We start from the raw sequence: 17,050 nt of genomic DNA on the forward strand, positions 1-17,050 counted from the left end.
TGCACAAACGACTTAATCCCCTCCGTCCCCTTTTTGTTGCAATCGGGCCAGATCATCGCGGAACAGCCGATAGGCATCCTCGCGGCGCGCATCGTCGGTCTGCCGCAATACCCATGCCGGGTGCACCGTGGCATAGCCGCGGGTGCCGTCCTCGAGGGTGTGCCAGCGTCCGCGGTCGCGTGAGAGGTCGAACCCACGACCAAACACCGAGGCTGCCGCTGTCGCGCCGAGGCACACGATCACTTGGGGCCGCACGCGCGCGATCTCACCCATCAGCCAAGGGCGGCAGGCCTGGATGTGCCGGCTTTCCGGTCGCTTGTGCAGTCGCACCTTGCCACGCCGTTCATGATGGAAGTGCTTCACGGCGTTGGTGAGGTACAGCCCCGCGCGATCGATTCCCAATTCGGTCAGCGCACGGTCCAGTAGCTGACCGGCAGGACCCATGAACGGCTGTCCGCGCAGATCCTCGGTGTCGCCAGGTTGTTCCCCGATCAGCATCATGCGGGCGTCTGCAGGCCCCTGCCCGAACACGGTCTGCGTGGTCTGCTCCCACAGCGGGCACTGGCGGCAGGTGCTGGCCTGTTCGCGTAGATTCTCCAGACTGCTGGCATCCGCTGCTGGCATCGCAACACCTGCGCGCAGGGGGATCCTGCGCTGCGGCGCCTGCGCGGGACGGTCATGCATTCCCTGCACGCGGTCGGCCGCATCGCGCACCAGGCGTGGCAGCAGCTGGGCCTCCGGCAGGTGGCGCCAGTACTTTGCCGGCATCTCCTGCATCATCATCCGTGTATTGAGTCGCGCCGGATTGAAGATGCTGGCGTAGTAGGTCTGCCACAGTGATTCGCGCGCATCCTCGGCCGGGGCATCCTCGCGCCGTGCGCCGGGGCCGAAGGCAAGCGCCTGCCCATCCCATGCGACGCTGCGCGAAGGCGTGAGGATCGCCCAGCGCATGCCGGTGAAGCGGCGCGCGAAGAAGGGCGCGACCCGGTCGACAATGTGGTGCTGTGGCTCAAACCAGGCGATGAACGCATCAGGCTGGCCAAGCACCTCGCGGAAGCGCACGAATGCCTTCATCTTGTGCGTGTCACGGCGGACGGCCTGGGCGAGCGCCGTTGCGCGCAGGACATCGGCGTCGGCGGGGTTGCTCAGCACCGAACGCTCGCCATGGACGATGCGCCACAGCAGGCGATACAGCAAGGCCAGTCGCTGGGGGTCGTGATGGCACAGGCAGGTGGCCGCCAGTTCCAGGAAATCGCGGGGCACGTTGGGTGTACTGGCATCGGCCAGCATCGGCGCCCGCTGCACGGCCGGCGCATCCAGCAACGACGTTTCGCTCCCTTCCAGCCAGTCCAGCTGAGGAGGGGCCACGCCTCGCAGCAACGCTTCGCGCGCAGCATCGCGCCAGGCCTGCAGCGACCACTGCGGGTCCACCCGCAGCGACCAGCGCTGCGCGTCAGGCGGCGGGCGGTGCATCAAACAGCGATCCCTGACGAGGCGGTGGGGCCAACTGCGCGCGCAGCGCCGCCGGATCGTCCAGCGATTTGCGTGGATGGTGGTCAGCCAGCTGCACAAACGGAAGCAGTTTGCTCATCGGTGCCTTCAGGCGTGCTACATCGGCAACCCGCAGGCGACCGTGGCGGCGTGTCATCAGCACCCGTTTCACGTTGCGCACGCCCAGCCCGGGTACGCGAAGCAGCATTTCCTTCGGCGCGCGGTTGAGATCCACAGGAAAGCGCTCGGGGTGACGGATCGCCCAAGCCATTTTCGGGTCGATATCCAGGTCGAGCATGCCGTCCTGGGTGGTATCGGTAATCTCATCCACGCCGTACCCGTAGAAGCGCAGCAACCAGTCGGCCTGGTAGAGGCGATGTTCGCGCTGCAGCGGAGGCGGTTGCAGTGGCAGCTGCCGGCTGGCGTCCGGAATCGGGCTGAACGCGGAGTAGTACACCCGGCGCATGCGGTAGTTGCCGTACAGCGCATCGGCGCTGGCCAGGATCTGTTGGTCGTTGGCCCCGTCCGCGCCGACGATCATCTGCGTGCTCTGCCCGGCGGGTGCGAAACGGGGAGGGCGTGGACTGCGGCTGGCCCTCGGTGCCATCGCTGCGGGGGCTTTGCGCGCCTCCTTGGCTTCCTCGATGCGCCAGCGTAGTTCGCCCATCGCGCCGCGTATCGAATGCACCGTCTTCTCCGGCGCCAAGGCGCTCAGGCCGGCTTCGGTCGGCAGTTCCACGTTGATCGACAGGCGGTCGGCATAGCGCCCGGCGCTGGCCAGCAGCTCCGGCGAGGCCTCGGGAATGGTCTTGAGGTGGATGTAGCCGGCGTAGCGGTGTTCTTCGCGCAGTTGCCGGGCCACCTCCACCATCTGTTCCATGGTGTAGTCCGCATTGCGGATGATGCCGCTGGACAGGAACAGCCCCTCGATGTAGTTGCGCTTGTAGAAGTCCAGGGTGAGTGCGACCACCTCGTCCACGCTGAAACGCGCACGGGCTACGTTGCTGGAGACCCGGTTCACGCAGTAGGCGCAGTCGTAGACGCAGAAGTTGGTCAGCAGGATCTTCAGCAATGAAACGCAGCGGCCATCGGGTGTATAGCTGTGGCAGATGCCCATACCCTCAGTGCTGCCGATGCCGCCACTGACGCGCGAATCGCGCTTGCCCGAGCCGCTGGAGGCGCAGGAGGCATCGTACTTGGCGGCATCGGCCAGAATGGCCAGCTTGCGGATGGTTTCCATTGAGGAAACCTACGGATGAGGGGTCTCATTGGATGAGACCGCCCCTGAATTCTTCAGGAAAAGGGGACGGAGGGGATTAAGTCGTAAATGCACTTACGACTTAATCCCCTCTGTCCCCTTTTTCGTGCGGTCAGAAGCCGTGGGTGATGCTTGGCTGCCCGGCCGAGAAATCCGCGTACGGGTCGTGCTCGCCACTGCTGCCTTCGGACAGGCGGAACTTCAGAGCCAGGCCATCGCGCGAGTCGGCCGCGCGCAGCGCTTCCTCCTGCTCGATGATGCCGGCCTTGGCCAGACGGAACAGGCACTGGTCGAAACTCTCCATGCCTTCCTCCAGCGAGCCTTCCATCGCCGCCTTGATCTCGTGCACCTGGCCGCGACGCAGCAGGTCACGGATCATCGGCGTGTTGATCAGCACCTCGGTGGCCGGCAGGCGACGGCCCTCCTTGTTCTTCACCAGGCGCTGGCTGATCACCGCACGCAGGTTCAGCGCCAGGTTCATCAGCACGTTCTTGTGCGCGCTTTCCGGGAAGAAGTTGAGGATGCGCTCGATGGTCTGGTCGGCGTTGTTGGAGTGCAGGGTGGCCAGGCACAGGTGGCCGGTTTCGGCGAAGGCGATCGCCGCCTCCATCGTTTCCGCATCCAGGATCTCGCCGATCAGGATCACGTCCGGCGCTTCACGCATCGCGTTCTTCAGCGCGTTGTGGAAGGCATGGGTGTCCAGCCCGACCTCGCGCTGGTTGACGATCGACATCTTGTGCTTGTGCAGGTACTCGATCGGGTCCTCGATGGTGAGGATGTGACCGGTGGTGGTGCTGTTGCGGTGGTCGATCATCGACGCCAGCGAGGTGGACTTGCCGGAACCGGTGGACCCCACCACCAGCACCAGCCCGCGCGGGGTCATGATGACGTCCTTCAGCACCTGCGGCAGGTTCAGCTCCTCGATGCTCGGGATGCGGCTGCGGATGGCGCGGATGACCATGCCCACTTCGCCGCGCTGCTTGAACACGTTGACGCGGAAGCGCCCGGCATCGGGCAGGGCGATGGCCATGTTGAGCTCCAGCTCGCGCTCGAACTGCGGCACCTGGCCTTCGTCCATCAGCGAGTAGGCGATCTTCTTGACCATGCCCGGCGGCAGGCCGGTGTTGCCCAGCGGATAAAGCTTCCCCTCGATCTTGATGTAGACCGGTGCTCCGGTGGTCAGGAACATGTCCGAAGCGTTCTTTTCGGTCATCAGCTTCAGGAAGTAGCCGATATCCATTGCGAATTTTCCCCAACGAAACGGCCGACGCCCGTTGCCAGCACGGTGTCGGCTTGACGACAATGGCCGTGAACCGACAACCGGTACGGCCTCCCCAATGAAACGACTTAGCTTCGCACGAATGCGCCATGGCCTGTATGTGATGGCGTTTGCATTCGCACTGTCTGCCCCCGCCTGGGCGCAGGACGGCGCACTGGAACTGGCCCAGGCCCGGCAGGCGGTCGACAAGGCCACCCAAGCCGACGCCGACCAGTACGCCCCGGACCTGATCGGGCTGGCCCGGCAGGGGCTGGAACAGGCCCAGCGTGCTGCCGGCGACCGCCGCGAGCGCAAGAACGCCCCGGCGATCGCCCTGCGCGCCGCTGCCGATGCCGACCTGGCCCGCGCCCGCAGCGAGGAAGCCACCGTCACCGCGCAGCTGCAGCTGCGCCGCAACGAGGTCAACCAGCTGCAACGCCAGCTGTCCACCGGGGAGGACCGCCGGTGAAGCCGATGACTGCCGCAACCCTGGCTGCGCTGCTGGCGCTGCCGACCCTGGCCCTGGCCGCCGACAACCCGATGGTGGCGCAACTGAGCCAGCGTCTGATGGCCATCCAGGCCAATCCCGACACGGCTGAGCTGGGCGCCTTCGAGCGCATGCAGGCCCAGCAGGCCATCGCCACCCTGGACAAGGCCAAGCGCCGCGACCAGGAGCTGGCCACCTACCTGGCCGAGCGCCGGGTGGAGATTGCCGAGACTGCCGTGCGTGCCGCATTGGCCGCGCGTGAGGTCGATCGCCTCGAGCGCACCCGCAGTGATCTGCTGATCGAGGCCAGCCGCCGCGATGCCGCCCGTGCCCGCCAGGAGGCCGAGCAGCTGCGCATGCAGGCGCAGATGCAGGCCGAGGAGGCTGAGCGCCTGCGCCAGGCCGCCGAGGCCGAGACCCTGGCCCGCCAGGATGCCGAGAATGCTCTGACCAGCGTGGCCGGCAAGCAGCAGCAGCGCCTCAGCGCCGCCCAGCAGAACGCCGCCAAGCTGGCCCGCGAGGAAGCCGAGCTGGTGTCCGGGCAGAAGCTGCCGGGCTCGAAGTTCGATGGCCGTGGCGAGGTCTTCACCTTCAGTGGTGACGCATTCGCCGCCGGCGCCTCCAGCCTGTCCGGTGGCGCCCGCAACCAGGCCAAGGCACTGGCCGAGTACCTGAACATCGGCAAGAAGGGCCGCCTGCGCATCGAGGCCTACGACAGTGCCAACGGCGTAGGCCAGAAACGCGCCGAAGCGCTGCGCGATGCCCTGGTCGCGGCCGGTGTCGCGAGCAACCGGATCCAGCTCAGCGGCAAGAAGGCGGCGTCCACCCGGGCACGCTCGGCCGAGGTCATCATCGCCCCGTAATTGCTTGATATTGTTTGTTTTTCGTTGCGATGAGCATTCAGCCTGAACCCCGCCCCGGCGGGGTTCGGTCTTTTTGCCGCAGGGGTCTTGTACCCCGCCTTGAGCAGGCGTAGGGTCAATCGTCCGGGACGCAATGCCGCGGACCGGACGATGGGAGGGCCGGGCCGATGCAAACAGGGCGCGAACCGCAGCAGATCGACGTGCGCAGGCCAGTGCCGCAGGTCGTTGCAGGCGTCCAGGTGGGCATCGACCGGCGCTCCTCCATGAACAACGCCCCGTGCCTTGCGGCCGGGGCGTTCGTGTATCTGTCGAAGGAGGTCCATCATGTTTGAAGATCAGCCCCAGAGCGAGATCGACGCCCGTCGCGCGCGTGATCCGGAGTTCAGGGCACTCCATGACCAGCACCGCAAGTTGAACAAGAAGTGCATGGACGCGGAGTTGGGTGTACTCCCGATCGATGATGTCACCCTGGGTCGCATGAAGCGCGAGAAGCTGCTGGCCAAGCAACGACTTCTGCGAATGTACGAAACACCGCTCCCAATGACGTCCCCCACGCTTTGACGCACCCCGTCACGCCCGGAACGGCGTGACCCGGCCATCGATGGCCCCGCCGGGCGCTCCTGCCCCGGCATCGCGGCACCGCCGATGAGGCGGCCGCGCCAAGGCACCACAGGCCGTGGTGCCTTGGCCTGCAGGCACAGCTCACCGATGCGGGCGGTACCGGTCTCCTCGTCGATCCGGGGCTGTCCGCATCTCTTTTTACGGTGGACGGGCTGCGGCCCTGCCGACCTGACTTTCATCGCCATCCGTCGGATAATCATCGGTCCGGCCCTGTGCGGCGCGAACCGAAAGTCCTCCGAATGCCCATCCATTCTTCCGTCCTCGAACTCATCGGCCAGACCCCGATCGTCAAGGCCCAGCGCCTGGACACCGGCGTCTGCGAGCTCTACCTGAAGCTGGAGAGCGCCAACCCGGGCGGATCGATCAAGGATCGCATCGGCCTGTCGATGATCGAGGCGGCGGAAAAGCGCGGCGACCTGAAGCCCGGTGCCACCCTGGTCGAGGGCACGGCTGGCAACACCGGCCTGGGCCTGGCGCTGGTGGCCCAGCAGAAGGGCTATAAGCTCATTCTGGTCGTTCCCGACAAGATGAGCCGGGAAAAGATCTTCAACCTGAAGGCGATGGGCGCTGAAGTGCGTCTGACCCGCTCGGACGTGGCCAAGGGCCACCCCGAGTACTACCAGGATCTGGCCAAGACCATCGCCGAGCAGACCCCGGGCGCGTACTTCATCAACCAGTTCGGCAACCCGGACAATCCGGCCGCGCATGAATTCGGTACCGGCCCGGAGATCCTGGAGCAGATGGGCGGCGATCTGGACGCCATCGTGTTCGGCTGCGGCAGTTCCGGCACCATGACCGGCCTGTCGCGTGCCTTCGCCAAGCTGTCGCCGAAGACCGAACTGGTGCTGGCCGATCCAGTCGGTTCGATCCTGGCCGAGTACATCAACGACGGCAATCTGAACGACAAATCGGGCAGCTGGCTGGTGGAAGGCATCGGCGAGGACTTCCTGCCGTCGATCTCCGATTTCAGCCGCGTCAAGAAGGCTTATGCCATCAGCGATGCCGAGAGCTTCCACACCGCACGCGAACTGCTGGGCAAGGAAGGCATCCTGGGTGGCTCGTCCACCGGCACCCTGCTGGCCGCCGGCCTGAAGTACTGCAAGGAGCAGACCACGCCGAAGAAGGTGCTGGTGCTGGTGCCGGATACCGGCAACAAGTACCTGTCGAAGATGTACAACGACTACTGGATGCTGGACAACGGTTTCCTGCAGCGCCCGCAGCACGGCGACCTGCGCGACCTGATCCTGCGCCCGTACGGCCAGCGCGACACCGTGGTGATCGGTCCGAACGACCTGCTGACCACTGCCTACCAGCGCATGAAGCTGTACGACGTATCGCAGCTGCCGGTGATGGACGGCGAGCAGCTGGTCGGCATCGTCGACGAAAGCGACGTGCTGCTGCACGTGTATGGCGATGAGGCACGCTTCCGCGACACCGTCGCCACCGCGATGGTCAGCAAGCTGGACCGGCTGGACGTGAAGTCGCCGATCGAGGCGCTGCTGCCGGTGTTCGACCGCGGCCAGGTGGCGATCGTGATGGACGGCGACACTTTCCTGGGCCTGATCACCCGTATCGATCTGCTGAACTATCTGCGCCGTCGCGTGCAGTAAGCCGCTGATCGCAGACGTTCGCTGCTGAATCCCGGTTTATCCGCGTCAAAGGTCGTTAAGGCCGCGCTGGTAGACTTCCGCACCTTCGATGGCGCCGCGTGTCGGCGCCCCTCAGGAAAGAACATGTCCAACGCTACTTCCCAGGATCGCGCCCTGGCCCTGGCCACGCTGGCCATCCACGGCGGTCAGTCGCCCGATCCCAGCACCGGCGCGGTGATGCCACCGATCTACGCCACCTCGACCTATGCCCAGTCCAGCCCGGGCGAGCACCAGGGCTTCGAGTACTCGCGTACCCACAACCCGACCCGCTTCGCCTATGAGCGGTGCGTGGCGTCGCTGGAAGGCGGTACCCGTGGCTTCGCCTTCGCTTCGGGCATGGCGGCCAGCTCGACCGTGATCGAGCTGCTGGACGCCGGCAGCCACGTGGTGGCGATGGACGACATCTACGGCGGCAGCTTCCGCCTGTTCGAGCGCGTGCGTCGCCGCACCGCCGGGCTGGACTTCAGCTTCGTCGACCTGACCGATCTGGCGGCGTTTGAAGCCTCCATCACGTCGAAGACGAAGATGGTCTGGATCGAGACCCCGACCAACCCGATGCTGAAGATCGTGGACATCGCTGCGGTGGCCGCCATCGCCAAGCGCCACGGCCTGATCGTGGTGGTCGACAACACCTTCGCTTCGCCGATGCTGCAGCGCCCGCTGGAGCTGGGCGCGGACCTGGTGCTGCACTCGGCCACCAAGTACCTCAATGGCCACTCGGACATGGTCGGTGGCATGGTCGTGGTCGGCGACAACGCCGAACTGGCCCAGCAGATGGCCTTCCTGCAGAACTCGGTGGGTGGCGTGCAGGGCCCGTTCGACAGCTTCCTGGCCCTGCGTGGCCTGAAGACCCTGCCGCTGCGCATGAAGGCGCACTGCGCCAACGCGCTGGCCCTGGCCCAGTGGCTGGAAAAGCATCCGACGGTGGAAAAGGTGATCTACCCGGGCCTGCCGTCGCACCCGCAGCATGAGCTGGCGACCCGCCAGATGGGCGGCTACGGCGGCATCGTCTCGATCGTCCTCAAGGGCGGTTTCGAGGCGGCCAAGCGCTTCTGCGAGAAGACCGAGCTGTTCACCCTGGCCGAGTCGCTGGGTGGCGTGGAAAGCCTGGTCAACCACCCGGCGGTGATGACGCACGCTTCGATTCCCGTGGCACGCCGCGAACAGCTGGGCATCAGTGATGCGCTGGTAAGGCTGAGCGTGGGCGTGGAGGATCTGGGGGATCTGCAGGTGGATCTGGAACGGGCGCTGGGTTGAAACGCAGTAGCGTCACTTCATGTGCTTACGCATGACTTCATTGGGAAAATTTTCAGATGAATCGAATTTCTCCCGGAGCGTTGTTGAATTCGCTCTGGACAAATCGTGGAATCGTGTGGTTGCTTGGAAAGAGAGACGTCCAGAGCAAATATAAGGGGTCATTTGCAGGCCTGCTCTGGGCTTTCATCAATCCGCTGCTCATGCTGCTCATCTACACATTTGTCTTCGCTGTAATCTTCAAGGCGCGCTGGCATGGTCAGGTGGGCGACAGCAGGGCGCAGTTTGCACTGGTGATGTTCGTAGGCGTGATTATCCATGGCCTTTTCGCCGAGGTGATCAATCGCGCCCCGGGTATCATTTTTGAGAATACAAACTATGTGACCAAGGTCGTTTTCCCGCTCGAGATGCTGCCAGTCATCAGCCTCGGATCCGCCCTTTTTCACTGTCTTGCCAGCGTATGTGTCCTGCTTGCGGGTCTTGTACTCTGCAACGGCGGTTTGCATTGGCAGGCTGTGTTCTTTCCCGTCGTTCTGGCGCCCCTGCTTGTCATTGCGGTCGGTATTGCCTGGATCCTCGCTGCGCTGGGTGTATTCATTCGTGATTTGAAGCAGACAACGACGTTCATCACAACTGCAATGCTGTTTCTTTCGCCGGTCTTCTATCCGCAGTCCGCGTGGCCCGAAAAATACCAGAAGCTGTTCATGTTGAATCCTCTGACCTTCATCATGGAGCAATCCCGGCAGGTGTTGATCTGGGGTAAGTTGCCTGACTTCAAGGGGCTGATCGTCTATTTGATGATTGCCTCCGCTTTCGCTTTCATCGGATTCGCTGTATTCCAAAAAATGCGTAAAGGCTTCGCTGATGTCCTCTGACAATTCGCCCGACCCGTCGCCGGAAGTAGTGATCGATGTATCAGGCCTCGGCAAGTTTTACGAAATCTACGCAGATCCGAAGGATAGGTTGAAGCAATTCGTCCTGCCCGCGCTGGATCGAGCGCTGGGTGGCGAACCCAAGCACTACTATCGCGAATTCTGGGCGCTGAAGGATGTCTCGTTCAGTGTGCGTCGTGGCGAAACCGTTGGCATCATCGGTCGCAACGGTTCGGGAAAGTCGACTCTGCTGCAGCTTGTCTGTGGCACGTTGAGTCCGTCTGTGGGTGAGGTAAAAACAACCGGGCGAATCGCGGCGCTTCTTGAGTTGGGATCAGGGTTCAACCCTGAGTTCACCGGGAAAGAAAATGTAATGCTAAGTGGCGCGTTGTTCGGACTGACTGCCGAACAGATGGAGAGTCGCTACCCTGACATCGTTGAGTTTTCCGGAATTTCCGATTTCATAGATCAGCCGGTCAAGACATATTCAAGTGGTATGGTTGTGCGCTTGGCATTCTCGGTTATTGCACATGTCGATGCGGATATCCTCGTCGTCGATGAAGCGTTGTCCGTAGGAGACGCCTATTTCACCCAGAAGTGCATGAGATTCCTCCGGTCATTCATGAAGCGCGGGACTCTGCTTTTCTGCAGTCATGATATGGGGGCTGTCATCAATCTCTGCGAACGCGCAATCTGGTTGGACAAGGGCGATCTCCGCATGAATGGTGCGCCCAAGGAGCTGTCCCAGGCGTATCTTGCATCGCTTTTCGAGCCAGAATCTGCTGGCACGCCGGTGGTTGCGGCTGAACCTATTCTGGATGAGTTGGAAGAAACAGCGGAGAAGCCACGTGCTGCGACCGACGCCTTTGTCGAGGTCGCACCTGTTGAATACGTGGACATGAGGCAGTCGCTGATCGATGCGTCCAATCTGCGCAACGACATTCAGGTTTTCCAGTTCGACGAGAACCGGGCCTCGTTCGGAACAGGTGCCGCCACCATCACCTCTGTGCAACTGCTGGATGCTGGTGGCAATCCGGTTAACTGGGCCGTTGGAGGGCAGGACGTTACTCTGCAGGTCACTGTCCGGACTAGGGACGAGATTCATCGGCCGATTGTCGGGTTTGTTGTCAAGGATAAACTGGGCCAGATCATCTTCGCGGACAATACTTACCTGTCACAGCGAGACCTGGATATGAAGGTGCCACCGGAAACAACGCTGGTTGCCTCCTTCAATTTTACCTTCCCGGTATTACCTGGTGGGGAATACAGTATTTCACCTGCGGTCGCAGAAGGCACCCAGGCTGATCATGTCCAGCACCAGTGGATTCATGATGCCCTGATCCTCCACGTTCAATCGAGTGCCGTATGTCTCGGCCTGTTTGGCGTACCAATGCGCAGGATCGAAATGGAGATGAAGTCGTGATTAATGGTTCTGTGCCCATGTCCGAACACCATCTGGACTTCACCGGAGAACGCTTCATCCCGGGTGTGACCGGTGAGATCGAGATGGAACATTACCATCGATATCACCTGGCTTGCGAAATCATTGCTGGTAAGCACGTGCTGGACATTGCATGTGGAGAAGGCTACGGCTCCGCCTTGATGTCCCGACATGCTCAGAAAGTAATTGGCGTTGACATTGATCCTGGTGCCGTAGACCACGCTCGTGACGCATACAGGTCCGGCAATCTCGAATTCCATTGCGGCTCCTGCACAGCAATCCCTTTGCCTGATGCTAGCGTCGACGTCGTCGTCAGTTTCGAGACAATCGAGCACCATGATCAGCACCATGAAATGATGAGGGAAATCGTCCGTGTCCTTCGTCCCGACGGAGTGCTGATGATATCCAGTCCGGATCGTGTCGAGTATTCGGAGAAACCGGCATTCCACAATGAATTCCATGTCAAGGAGTTGGATCGTGCCGAGCTCGAGGAGTTGATTCTTCAGTACTTCCCAGCCTTCGAACTTTACGGTCAGCGCACCACCATGGCTTCGATGATCGGGCGGATCAGGCCGATCAGCCCGGTTGCTTCGGATCGTGCCGATGCGATCCGCCACTACTGGAGCGAAGAGGGCGGGCTTCTTGAAGAAGCGCAGAATGCGCAGATGCCTCGCCAGCCCGTCTATTTCGTTGCGCTTGCGTCTGCGGGGGAGATCCCGCGGTTACCTCAGTCCGTGTTTGAGGTTGCTGGCTACGTTGAGGCGCGCGTTCGACAGGTGGCCAATGACTATCAGTGCGAGATTGCGAGGATAGCTCTTGAGCGCGACCAGATGCTTGTCGACAAGGATCAGGCGTGGGGACAGCGAGTTGAGCAGGTCGCCGCAGATTATAGGATGGAGATTGAACGAATCTCAATTGAGCGCGACCAGGCGCTTCTGGCCAAGGACAGTGATTGGAAGGCTGAAGTAAATAAGGTCGCAGCTGAGTATCAGGAGATGCTGCGGAGTATGGAGGGTGCGCGTGATTATGCTGTCCATGAAGAGAAGGCGCAGCGTCATCTCAATGAGGTGTCACAAGCTGAAAGGGCGCAGTTCGAGAAATCTCTCCCTTTGGTGAGCCTTATTGTTGTCAATTACAATGGCAAGCGTTTCCTGCAGCCGCTCTTGGAGAGCATCGAGAAGCTCGAGTATCCCCGATTTGAAGTAATTTTCGTCGATAATGCGTCGGCTGATGACTCCGTGGGCTATGTTGGATCTGCCTTCCCTTGGGTTCGCATCATCGAATCAAGGAAAAATCTGGGTTTTGCAGGTGGAAACAACCTTGGCATGACCCACGCAAATGGTGAGCTGATTGGGCTGATCAACAACGATACCGTAGTCGATCCGCTGTGGCTCTCGGCTTTGGTCGAGGAGCTGATGTCCCATCCGGCGGCATCAGCTGCTGGATCGAAGATTCTTTTCTTCCGGCGGTATGTCGAGCTCAACATCCAGAGCGGGGCATTCCGCCCGAGCGAAGCAGGTGGTTCGGGCGACACTCGAGAACTTGGCGTGCTTGTTGACGATGAGAGTTGCTTCATCGGAAGTGGTTACCGAAAGCTGATATATTCCGACGGCTTCTGGGGTCCGGAGTATCACGGTTCCAGAAAGGTCAACTGGACAAATGGTGACGCAACGCTACGAATCCCTTTGCCGCCAGAACCGACGGGCGGAAGTTTCAAGTTGAAGCTGGTGCTCTCTGGCTCTGAGATGGGAGGGGGCGGCGAGTTTACTGTCAAGGCAGGCGGGCGTCAGCTGGCATCTGGGCGGCTTGAGACAGGCTTCAAAGAATTCGTTTTTGACTGTGATGCAAGCTTCCTGACGGGTCTGGCGTTTGATGTGATCAACAATGCTGGAACCAACTTGAATGACAGCGGTGAAGCTGGCGATCGTGGCATCTACGAGGTGGACACCGGCCAGTTTGACGCCGCTGAGAACGTCAACGCGCTGTGTGGTGCATCGATGCTGATGCGGCGATCGGCATTGATCGAGGCCGGCTTGTTCGATTCCAGCTTCTTCATGTATTACGAGGATACAGATCTCTGCTGGCGTCTTCGCAAGGCGGGAGGCAGTCTCCGTTATGTTCCTGATAGTGTAGTTCGTCATGTACATACCGGGTCCAGTGTCGAATGGTCACCGACGTTCATCTTTTATGTGTCGAGAAACCACGTCTTGATCAAGATCAAGCATGCTCATGTATATGTAGCGGCAGCCGCATATGCGAGGGAGTCCGCCCGGTGCCTGCGGGCGTCCGTCGCTGCGGTGCGGCGCGGATTCCGGAACGAGAGATGCAATGCAGAGCTTCGTCTTCGACTTCGCATCCAGTATGGATTGCTCAAGCTCGCCCCCCTGGCCTTGCTGCACCGCTGGACCGGATACTTGCGCGCGACTGATATGATTGGGGCTAGAGCACGATGAAAGTTGGTATCTATAATCGCTATTGGTCCACGATGGGTGGTGGCGAGAAGCACGTCGGAACCATCGCAGAAGTATTGTTGTCTGAGGGCTACGAGGTTGACCTGATTCGCGTTGGTCCAGTTGATGAGGTCGAGTTCTGCCAGCGTATGAATCTGAAGCTTGATGGCGCGCGATGGGTGGACTGGCCTGCACAGTCGTGCGCCGAGCTCGCGCCCAGAAGTGCTGATTATGACTTGTTCATCAATTCAACCTATTGTTCGTCGATGGTCTCGCAGGCAGCCAGGTCGATCTATCTGGTGTTCTTCCCCCACGAGTTGGTTGAAAGCTCACGCGTCGCTCGCTTCCTGCAGCGGGCGGCAGGAAAGTTGAGTCGCGAGGGATTTCCGCGCTTTGGGCGTATTGCTAATAATGCAAGAAAGCTCGTTCGAGGCCATGTCTCGAAAGACCTGCGCCCTTTTATCGACAGTTACGATGTACCGTTGGCCAATTCAGAATTCACGGCTGCCTGGGTAGAGAAGCGTTGGGCGCGTAAAGCGGATGTTCTACCGCCCCCGATCGATACCGAACGATTCGCTGGAATTGAACTCGACGGCAAGAAAAGGGTAATCCTGAGCGTCGGGCGTTTCTTTGCCGGTGGGCATAACAAAAAGCACGTGGAACTCATTGGTGCCTTCAGGGGTATGTGCGACGCTGGCATGGTGCCAGAGGGGTGGGAGTACCACCTCGCGGGCAGTGTACATGCGGATACAGCCGCCCATCGAGAGTACTTTGAGCGGGTGAATGAGCTTGCTCGCGGTTACCCTATCAGAATCATGGGCAACCTTACTGCCAGAGAGTTGCTGGAGGAGTACTCCGTGGCCTCGATCTTTTGGCATGGTGCTGGCTGGGGTGAGTCGGAAACTATCGAACCGGAGAAGCTGGAGCACTTCGGCATGACAGCATGCGAGGCGATGGCTGCTGGTGCAATCCCAATCGTTGTTCCTATGGGGGGGCCGAAGGAAATCGTCACAGATGGCGTCGACGGATTCCACTTCCGTAGTGCGGATGACCTGCGCTTGAAAACCCGAGATTTGATGGCGCTGTACGGAACCGGAGCGCAGATCGAACTGGCCGAGAGGGCCCGTCAGAGCGTGGCCAAGTACTCAAATTCGAGTTTTCGAAACGGGTTCATGAAAATCATGCGCCGTCGTTGACAGTTGCGGAGGAGGAGTGCGCTGGCGCGTTGCTCCGTGGGTAGGCGGTTAAAGGACTGCATTGGTCGGGCTTGATTGCCTGAAAGTTTATGCAACGTGTATTTCCGCCATTCGTAGAGTCTAAGTGTGTTAGCGAAGAGAGATTCTTGATGAATGCAATTTCGGTCGGTTGCGAGAAGGCTAGGGGCCTGATTGCATTCACACTTTTCCTGTTTGTTGGTGTCGCCTTCTATCAATTGAGGGCAAATTCTTATCTCACGGCAGTGCCGGGCGATCTGATCGACGCAAGATTCAACTCGGTGGTGCTTGAGCACGTCTATCAATGGCTGCGAGGAGACGTAGAGTCTCTGTGGAGTCCGGGGTTCTTCTATCCTGTGAAGGACGTCCTGGCGCTCAGCGATAACCATTTCGGTTCTATTCTTCCTTATGCCCTGCTTCGCCTTCTTGGGTTTGAGCGGGAGCCGGCGCTTGCGCTCTGGTTGATGCTTGGAGGTATTCTGAACTATGTGCTTGCATACGTCGCATTCAGACGTTTGAAGCTCAGGCATTCAGGTGCCGCGGCTGCTGCGTTTGTCTTCGCGTTCTCCCTCCCGGTTCTGGCCCAGCAGGCCCACGCGCAATTTGCGTTTCGCATGTTCGTGCCGTTGGTATTTGTCACCTTCTATGCCTGGTTGGAGTCAGGAAAAACGTCATCTCTGGCGTGGACTGCCGTCTGGCTCATGGCGCAGTTCTACTGTGCAATCTATACCGGTGTCTTCGCTGTCTATCTTCTGATCGCGATGGTTGTCGGCTGGCTGTTACTGGGCAAGGCAGGGGCTATCCGCCGGAGCGTCATGCAGAGTGTCAGTAGAACCAATTTGTTTGGGACGCTAGCATCTGCATCCGTAGTACTTGTGTGCGGCGCGGCTGTGTTTGCATTGCTCGCAAAATACAAGCAAGTCACGCTCGCCCATGGGTTTGAGCGACCTCGCGATGAGATTCTCGGTATGCTCCCCAGGGTCTGGAGCTACCTGATTTCAGATTTTTCCAAGCTAAGCCATGTTGTCGGCGGATCGATCACCGACATTTCAATGCGGCATGAGCATCAGCTTTTCATCGGAGTGGGCGTTCTGCTCTTCTGTTTGGTGGGTGCACTGGTTGCGCTTCGCAGGATCGAGTACACCGATATTGGCCGGTTGGCGTTTGTGTCCTTACTGTTGCTGGTGGCTGGAACCCTGAATGTTAGTAATTTCTCCATCTATCGACTCTTCCTGCACGTTCCTGGGATCGACTCAATACGAGCTGTAACCCGTGTGATGCTGGTCATGGTCGTGCCTCTCGGTATCCTTGCAGGTATTGGTTTCCAGCGTGTTCTCACGCTTCTTGAGCGACGCGGTGCCCTTCGTCTTTGCATTGGAGGTCTGCTGGCGGTCGTTCTTCTGGTTGCAGAGTCAAGTACCTTTGAGGCGGGCAACGCAAGCTTCGCTGCCTGGCGGGCCAGACAGGCGAACTTTGAATCGAGGGTGCCTGCCGGGGCGGTTCGCGGGAGCGTGATCATGGCGGATCGATCATCAGATTCTCCATATCTCGATGACCTGGACGCGATGATCTATGCTCAGGATCATGGAATGGCTTCCATTAATGGATATTCCGGCTACGTGCCGCCTGGCGCTGGCGTGGCTGGAAGCTGTGAAAGCGCGGAGAGTTTCGTCCGCACACAGATTCAGTTTGGGCGAGTGAATGCGACTCAGGCGCAGCAGCTTCTGGATAGGATCGTGATGGTTCCCAAGCAAGAATGCGTTGGCGGACGATTGGCACGATTTTCGGGCCGGATCCCGGCAGGGGTCGCGCGCAATGTCAGCATTGCAATCGCAAGTGTGATCTATGATGAGGGCGGGGCGAGGGTCACTGTAACTATCCATAACGGATCTTCCCAGGACATCAGTACCCTTGAGGTGGCTGGACGCAATGTTCGCCTCTCATGGCGGGTCGTGCAGCCCGGTGAGGACAAGGCACCCCCGGGATGGGATACCCGCCAGGACTTGATGCTACAGTTGGCGCCGGGTGAATCGGCCAACGTGGAATTCCACGCCAGTGGATTGAACCGTGGGGCAGGAACCTTGCAGGCGAATTTGGTTCAGGAGACTGTTTTCTGGTTCAGCGACGAGGGAATGACGGTTGCCTCAACCCCGCTGAACCGCTGAGGGAACGCGGTTGGCTCCAGCCTCTGC

13 protein-coding genes are annotated in these 17,050 nt (G+C 60.5%); 10 read left to right on the forward strand and 3 right to left on the reverse strand.

What is annotated here, in order from left to right; all coding sequences use genetic code 11:
• Nucleotides 1–12: 12 nt before the first annotated feature.
• The 3 genes from ACX9OT_RS18315 to ACX9OT_RS18325 form a co-directional block, all read right to left on the reverse strand.
• Nucleotides 13–1,473 carry a UdgX family uracil-DNA binding protein gene (locus tag ACX9OT_RS18315; protein ID WP_423163254.1) on the reverse strand — a complete coding sequence of 487 codons (1,461 nt, stop codon included), beginning with the start codon at nucleotides 1,471–1,473 and terminating at the stop codon, nucleotides 13–15.
• On the reverse strand, nucleotides 1,454–2,731 hold the full coding sequence (locus ACX9OT_RS18320) for a putative DNA modification/repair radical SAM protein (RefSeq protein WP_134951925.1): 1,278 nt from the start codon (nucleotides 2,729–2,731) through the stop codon (nucleotides 1,454–1,456). The genes ACX9OT_RS18315 and ACX9OT_RS18320 overlap by 20 nt, the downstream gene beginning before the upstream one ends.
• A 130-nt stretch (nucleotides 2,732–2,861) precedes the next feature.
• Nucleotides 2,862–3,989, reverse strand: a complete 1,128-nt coding sequence (locus ACX9OT_RS18325; protein ID WP_032127971.1) for a PilT/PilU family type 4a pilus ATPase — start codon at nucleotides 3,987–3,989, stop codon at nucleotides 2,862–2,864.
• A 121-nt stretch (nucleotides 3,990–4,110) separates the two neighbouring features.
• Here ACX9OT_RS18325 and ACX9OT_RS18330 point away from each other — a divergent pair, with 121 nt between their 5' ends.
• From ACX9OT_RS18330 to ACX9OT_RS18375, 10 genes are all read left to right on the forward strand, one after another.
• On the forward strand, nucleotides 4,111–4,476 hold the full coding sequence (locus tag ACX9OT_RS18330) for a DUF4398 domain-containing protein (protein WP_049398394.1): 366 nt from the start codon (nucleotides 4,111–4,113) through the stop codon (nucleotides 4,474–4,476).
• Nucleotides 4,473–5,357, forward strand: a complete 885-nt coding sequence (locus tag ACX9OT_RS18335; protein WP_423163253.1) for an OmpA family protein — start codon at nucleotides 4,473–4,475, stop codon at nucleotides 5,355–5,357. The genes ACX9OT_RS18330 and ACX9OT_RS18335 overlap by 4 nt, the downstream gene beginning before the upstream one ends.
• Nucleotides 5,358–5,681: 324 nt before the next feature.
• Nucleotides 5,682–5,918 (forward strand): HP1242/YdcH family protein, encoded by a 237-nt coding sequence (locus tag ACX9OT_RS18340; RefSeq protein ID WP_004154075.1) that lies wholly within the window; start codon nucleotides 5,682–5,684, stop codon nucleotides 5,916–5,918.
• A gap of 299 nt (nucleotides 5,919–6,217) precedes the next feature.
• The gene (locus ACX9OT_RS18345; protein WP_032127973.1) at nucleotides 6,218–7,588 is read left to right on the forward strand and encodes a pyridoxal-phosphate dependent enzyme; all 1,371 of its coding nucleotides are present in this window, start codon (nucleotides 6,218–6,220) and stop codon (nucleotides 7,586–7,588) included.
• A gap of 123 nt (nucleotides 7,589–7,711) precedes the next feature.
• On the forward strand, nucleotides 7,712–8,884 hold the full coding sequence (locus ACX9OT_RS18350; RefSeq protein WP_191850605.1) for a cystathionine gamma-synthase: 1,173 nt from the start codon (nucleotides 7,712–7,714) through the stop codon (nucleotides 8,882–8,884).
• 56 nt (nucleotides 8,885–8,940) lie between these two features.
• Nucleotides 8,941–9,756, forward strand: a complete 816-nt coding sequence (locus ACX9OT_RS18355; RefSeq protein WP_049410495.1) for an ABC transporter permease — start codon at nucleotides 8,941–8,943, stop codon at nucleotides 9,754–9,756.
• Nucleotides 9,746–11,176, forward strand: a complete 1,431-nt coding sequence (locus tag ACX9OT_RS18360; RefSeq protein WP_049410498.1) for an ABC transporter ATP-binding protein — start codon at nucleotides 9,746–9,748, stop codon at nucleotides 11,174–11,176. The genes ACX9OT_RS18355 and ACX9OT_RS18360 overlap by 11 nt, the downstream gene beginning before the upstream one ends.
• Nucleotides 11,177–11,193: 17 nt before the next feature.
• Nucleotides 11,194–13,647, forward strand: coding sequence for a methyltransferase domain-containing protein (locus ACX9OT_RS18365; protein WP_459003101.1), 2,454 nt, complete (start codon nucleotides 11,194–11,196; stop codon nucleotides 13,645–13,647).
• Nucleotides 13,644–14,840: a glycosyltransferase family 4 protein gene (locus ACX9OT_RS18370; RefSeq protein WP_100050639.1), complete on the forward strand. Its 1,197-nt coding sequence runs from the start codon at nucleotides 13,644–13,646 to the stop codon at nucleotides 14,838–14,840. The genes ACX9OT_RS18365 and ACX9OT_RS18370 overlap by 4 nt, the downstream gene beginning before the upstream one ends.
• Nucleotides 14,841–14,989: 149 nt before the next feature.
• Nucleotides 14,990–17,023: a hypothetical protein gene (locus ACX9OT_RS18375; protein ID WP_151458211.1), complete on the forward strand. Its 2,034-nt coding sequence runs from the start codon at nucleotides 14,990–14,992 to the stop codon at nucleotides 17,021–17,023.
• The last annotated feature ends 27 nt before the right edge of the window (nucleotides 17,024–17,050 follow it).

The organism is Stenotrophomonas genospecies 3 (assembly GCF_054473855.1).

Coding starts and splice junctions, on each gene's coding strand:
- ACX9OT_RS18315 (WP_423163254.1), bottom strand. CDS start 1,473: ATGCACCGCCCGCCGCCTGACGCGCAGCGCTGGTCGCTGCGGGTGGAC.
- ACX9OT_RS18320 (WP_134951925.1), bottom strand. CDS start 2,731: ATGGAAACCATCCGCAAGCTGGCCATTCTGGCCGATGCCGCCAAGTAC.
- ACX9OT_RS18325 (WP_032127971.1), bottom strand. CDS start 3,989: ATGGATATCGGCTACTTCCTGAAGCTGATGACCGAAAAGAACGCTTCG.
- ACX9OT_RS18330 (WP_049398394.1), top strand. CDS start 4,111: ATGCGCCATGGCCTGTATGTGATGGCGTTTGCATTCGCACTGTCTGCC.
- ACX9OT_RS18340 (WP_004154075.1), top strand. CDS start 5,682: ATGTTTGAAGATCAGCCCCAGAGCGAGATCGACGCCCGTCGCGCGCGT.
- ACX9OT_RS18345 (WP_032127973.1), top strand. CDS start 6,218: ATGCCCATCCATTCTTCCGTCCTCGAACTCATCGGCCAGACCCCGATC.
- ACX9OT_RS18350 (WP_191850605.1), top strand. CDS start 7,712: ATGTCCAACGCTACTTCCCAGGATCGCGCCCTGGCCCTGGCCACGCTG.
- ACX9OT_RS18355 (WP_049410495.1), top strand. CDS start 8,941: ATGAATCGAATTTCTCCCGGAGCGTTGTTGAATTCGCTCTGGACAAAT.
- ACX9OT_RS18360 (WP_049410498.1), top strand. CDS start 9,746: ATGTCCTCTGACAATTCGCCCGACCCGTCGCCGGAAGTAGTGATCGAT.
- ACX9OT_RS18365 (WP_459003101.1), top strand. CDS start 11,194: ATGTCCGAACACCATCTGGACTTCACCGGAGAACGCTTCATCCCGGGT.
- ACX9OT_RS18370 (WP_100050639.1), top strand. CDS start 13,644: ATGAAAGTTGGTATCTATAATCGCTATTGGTCCACGATGGGTGGTGGC.
- ACX9OT_RS18375 (WP_151458211.1), top strand. CDS start 14,990: ATGAATGCAATTTCGGTCGGTTGCGAGAAGGCTAGGGGCCTGATTGCA.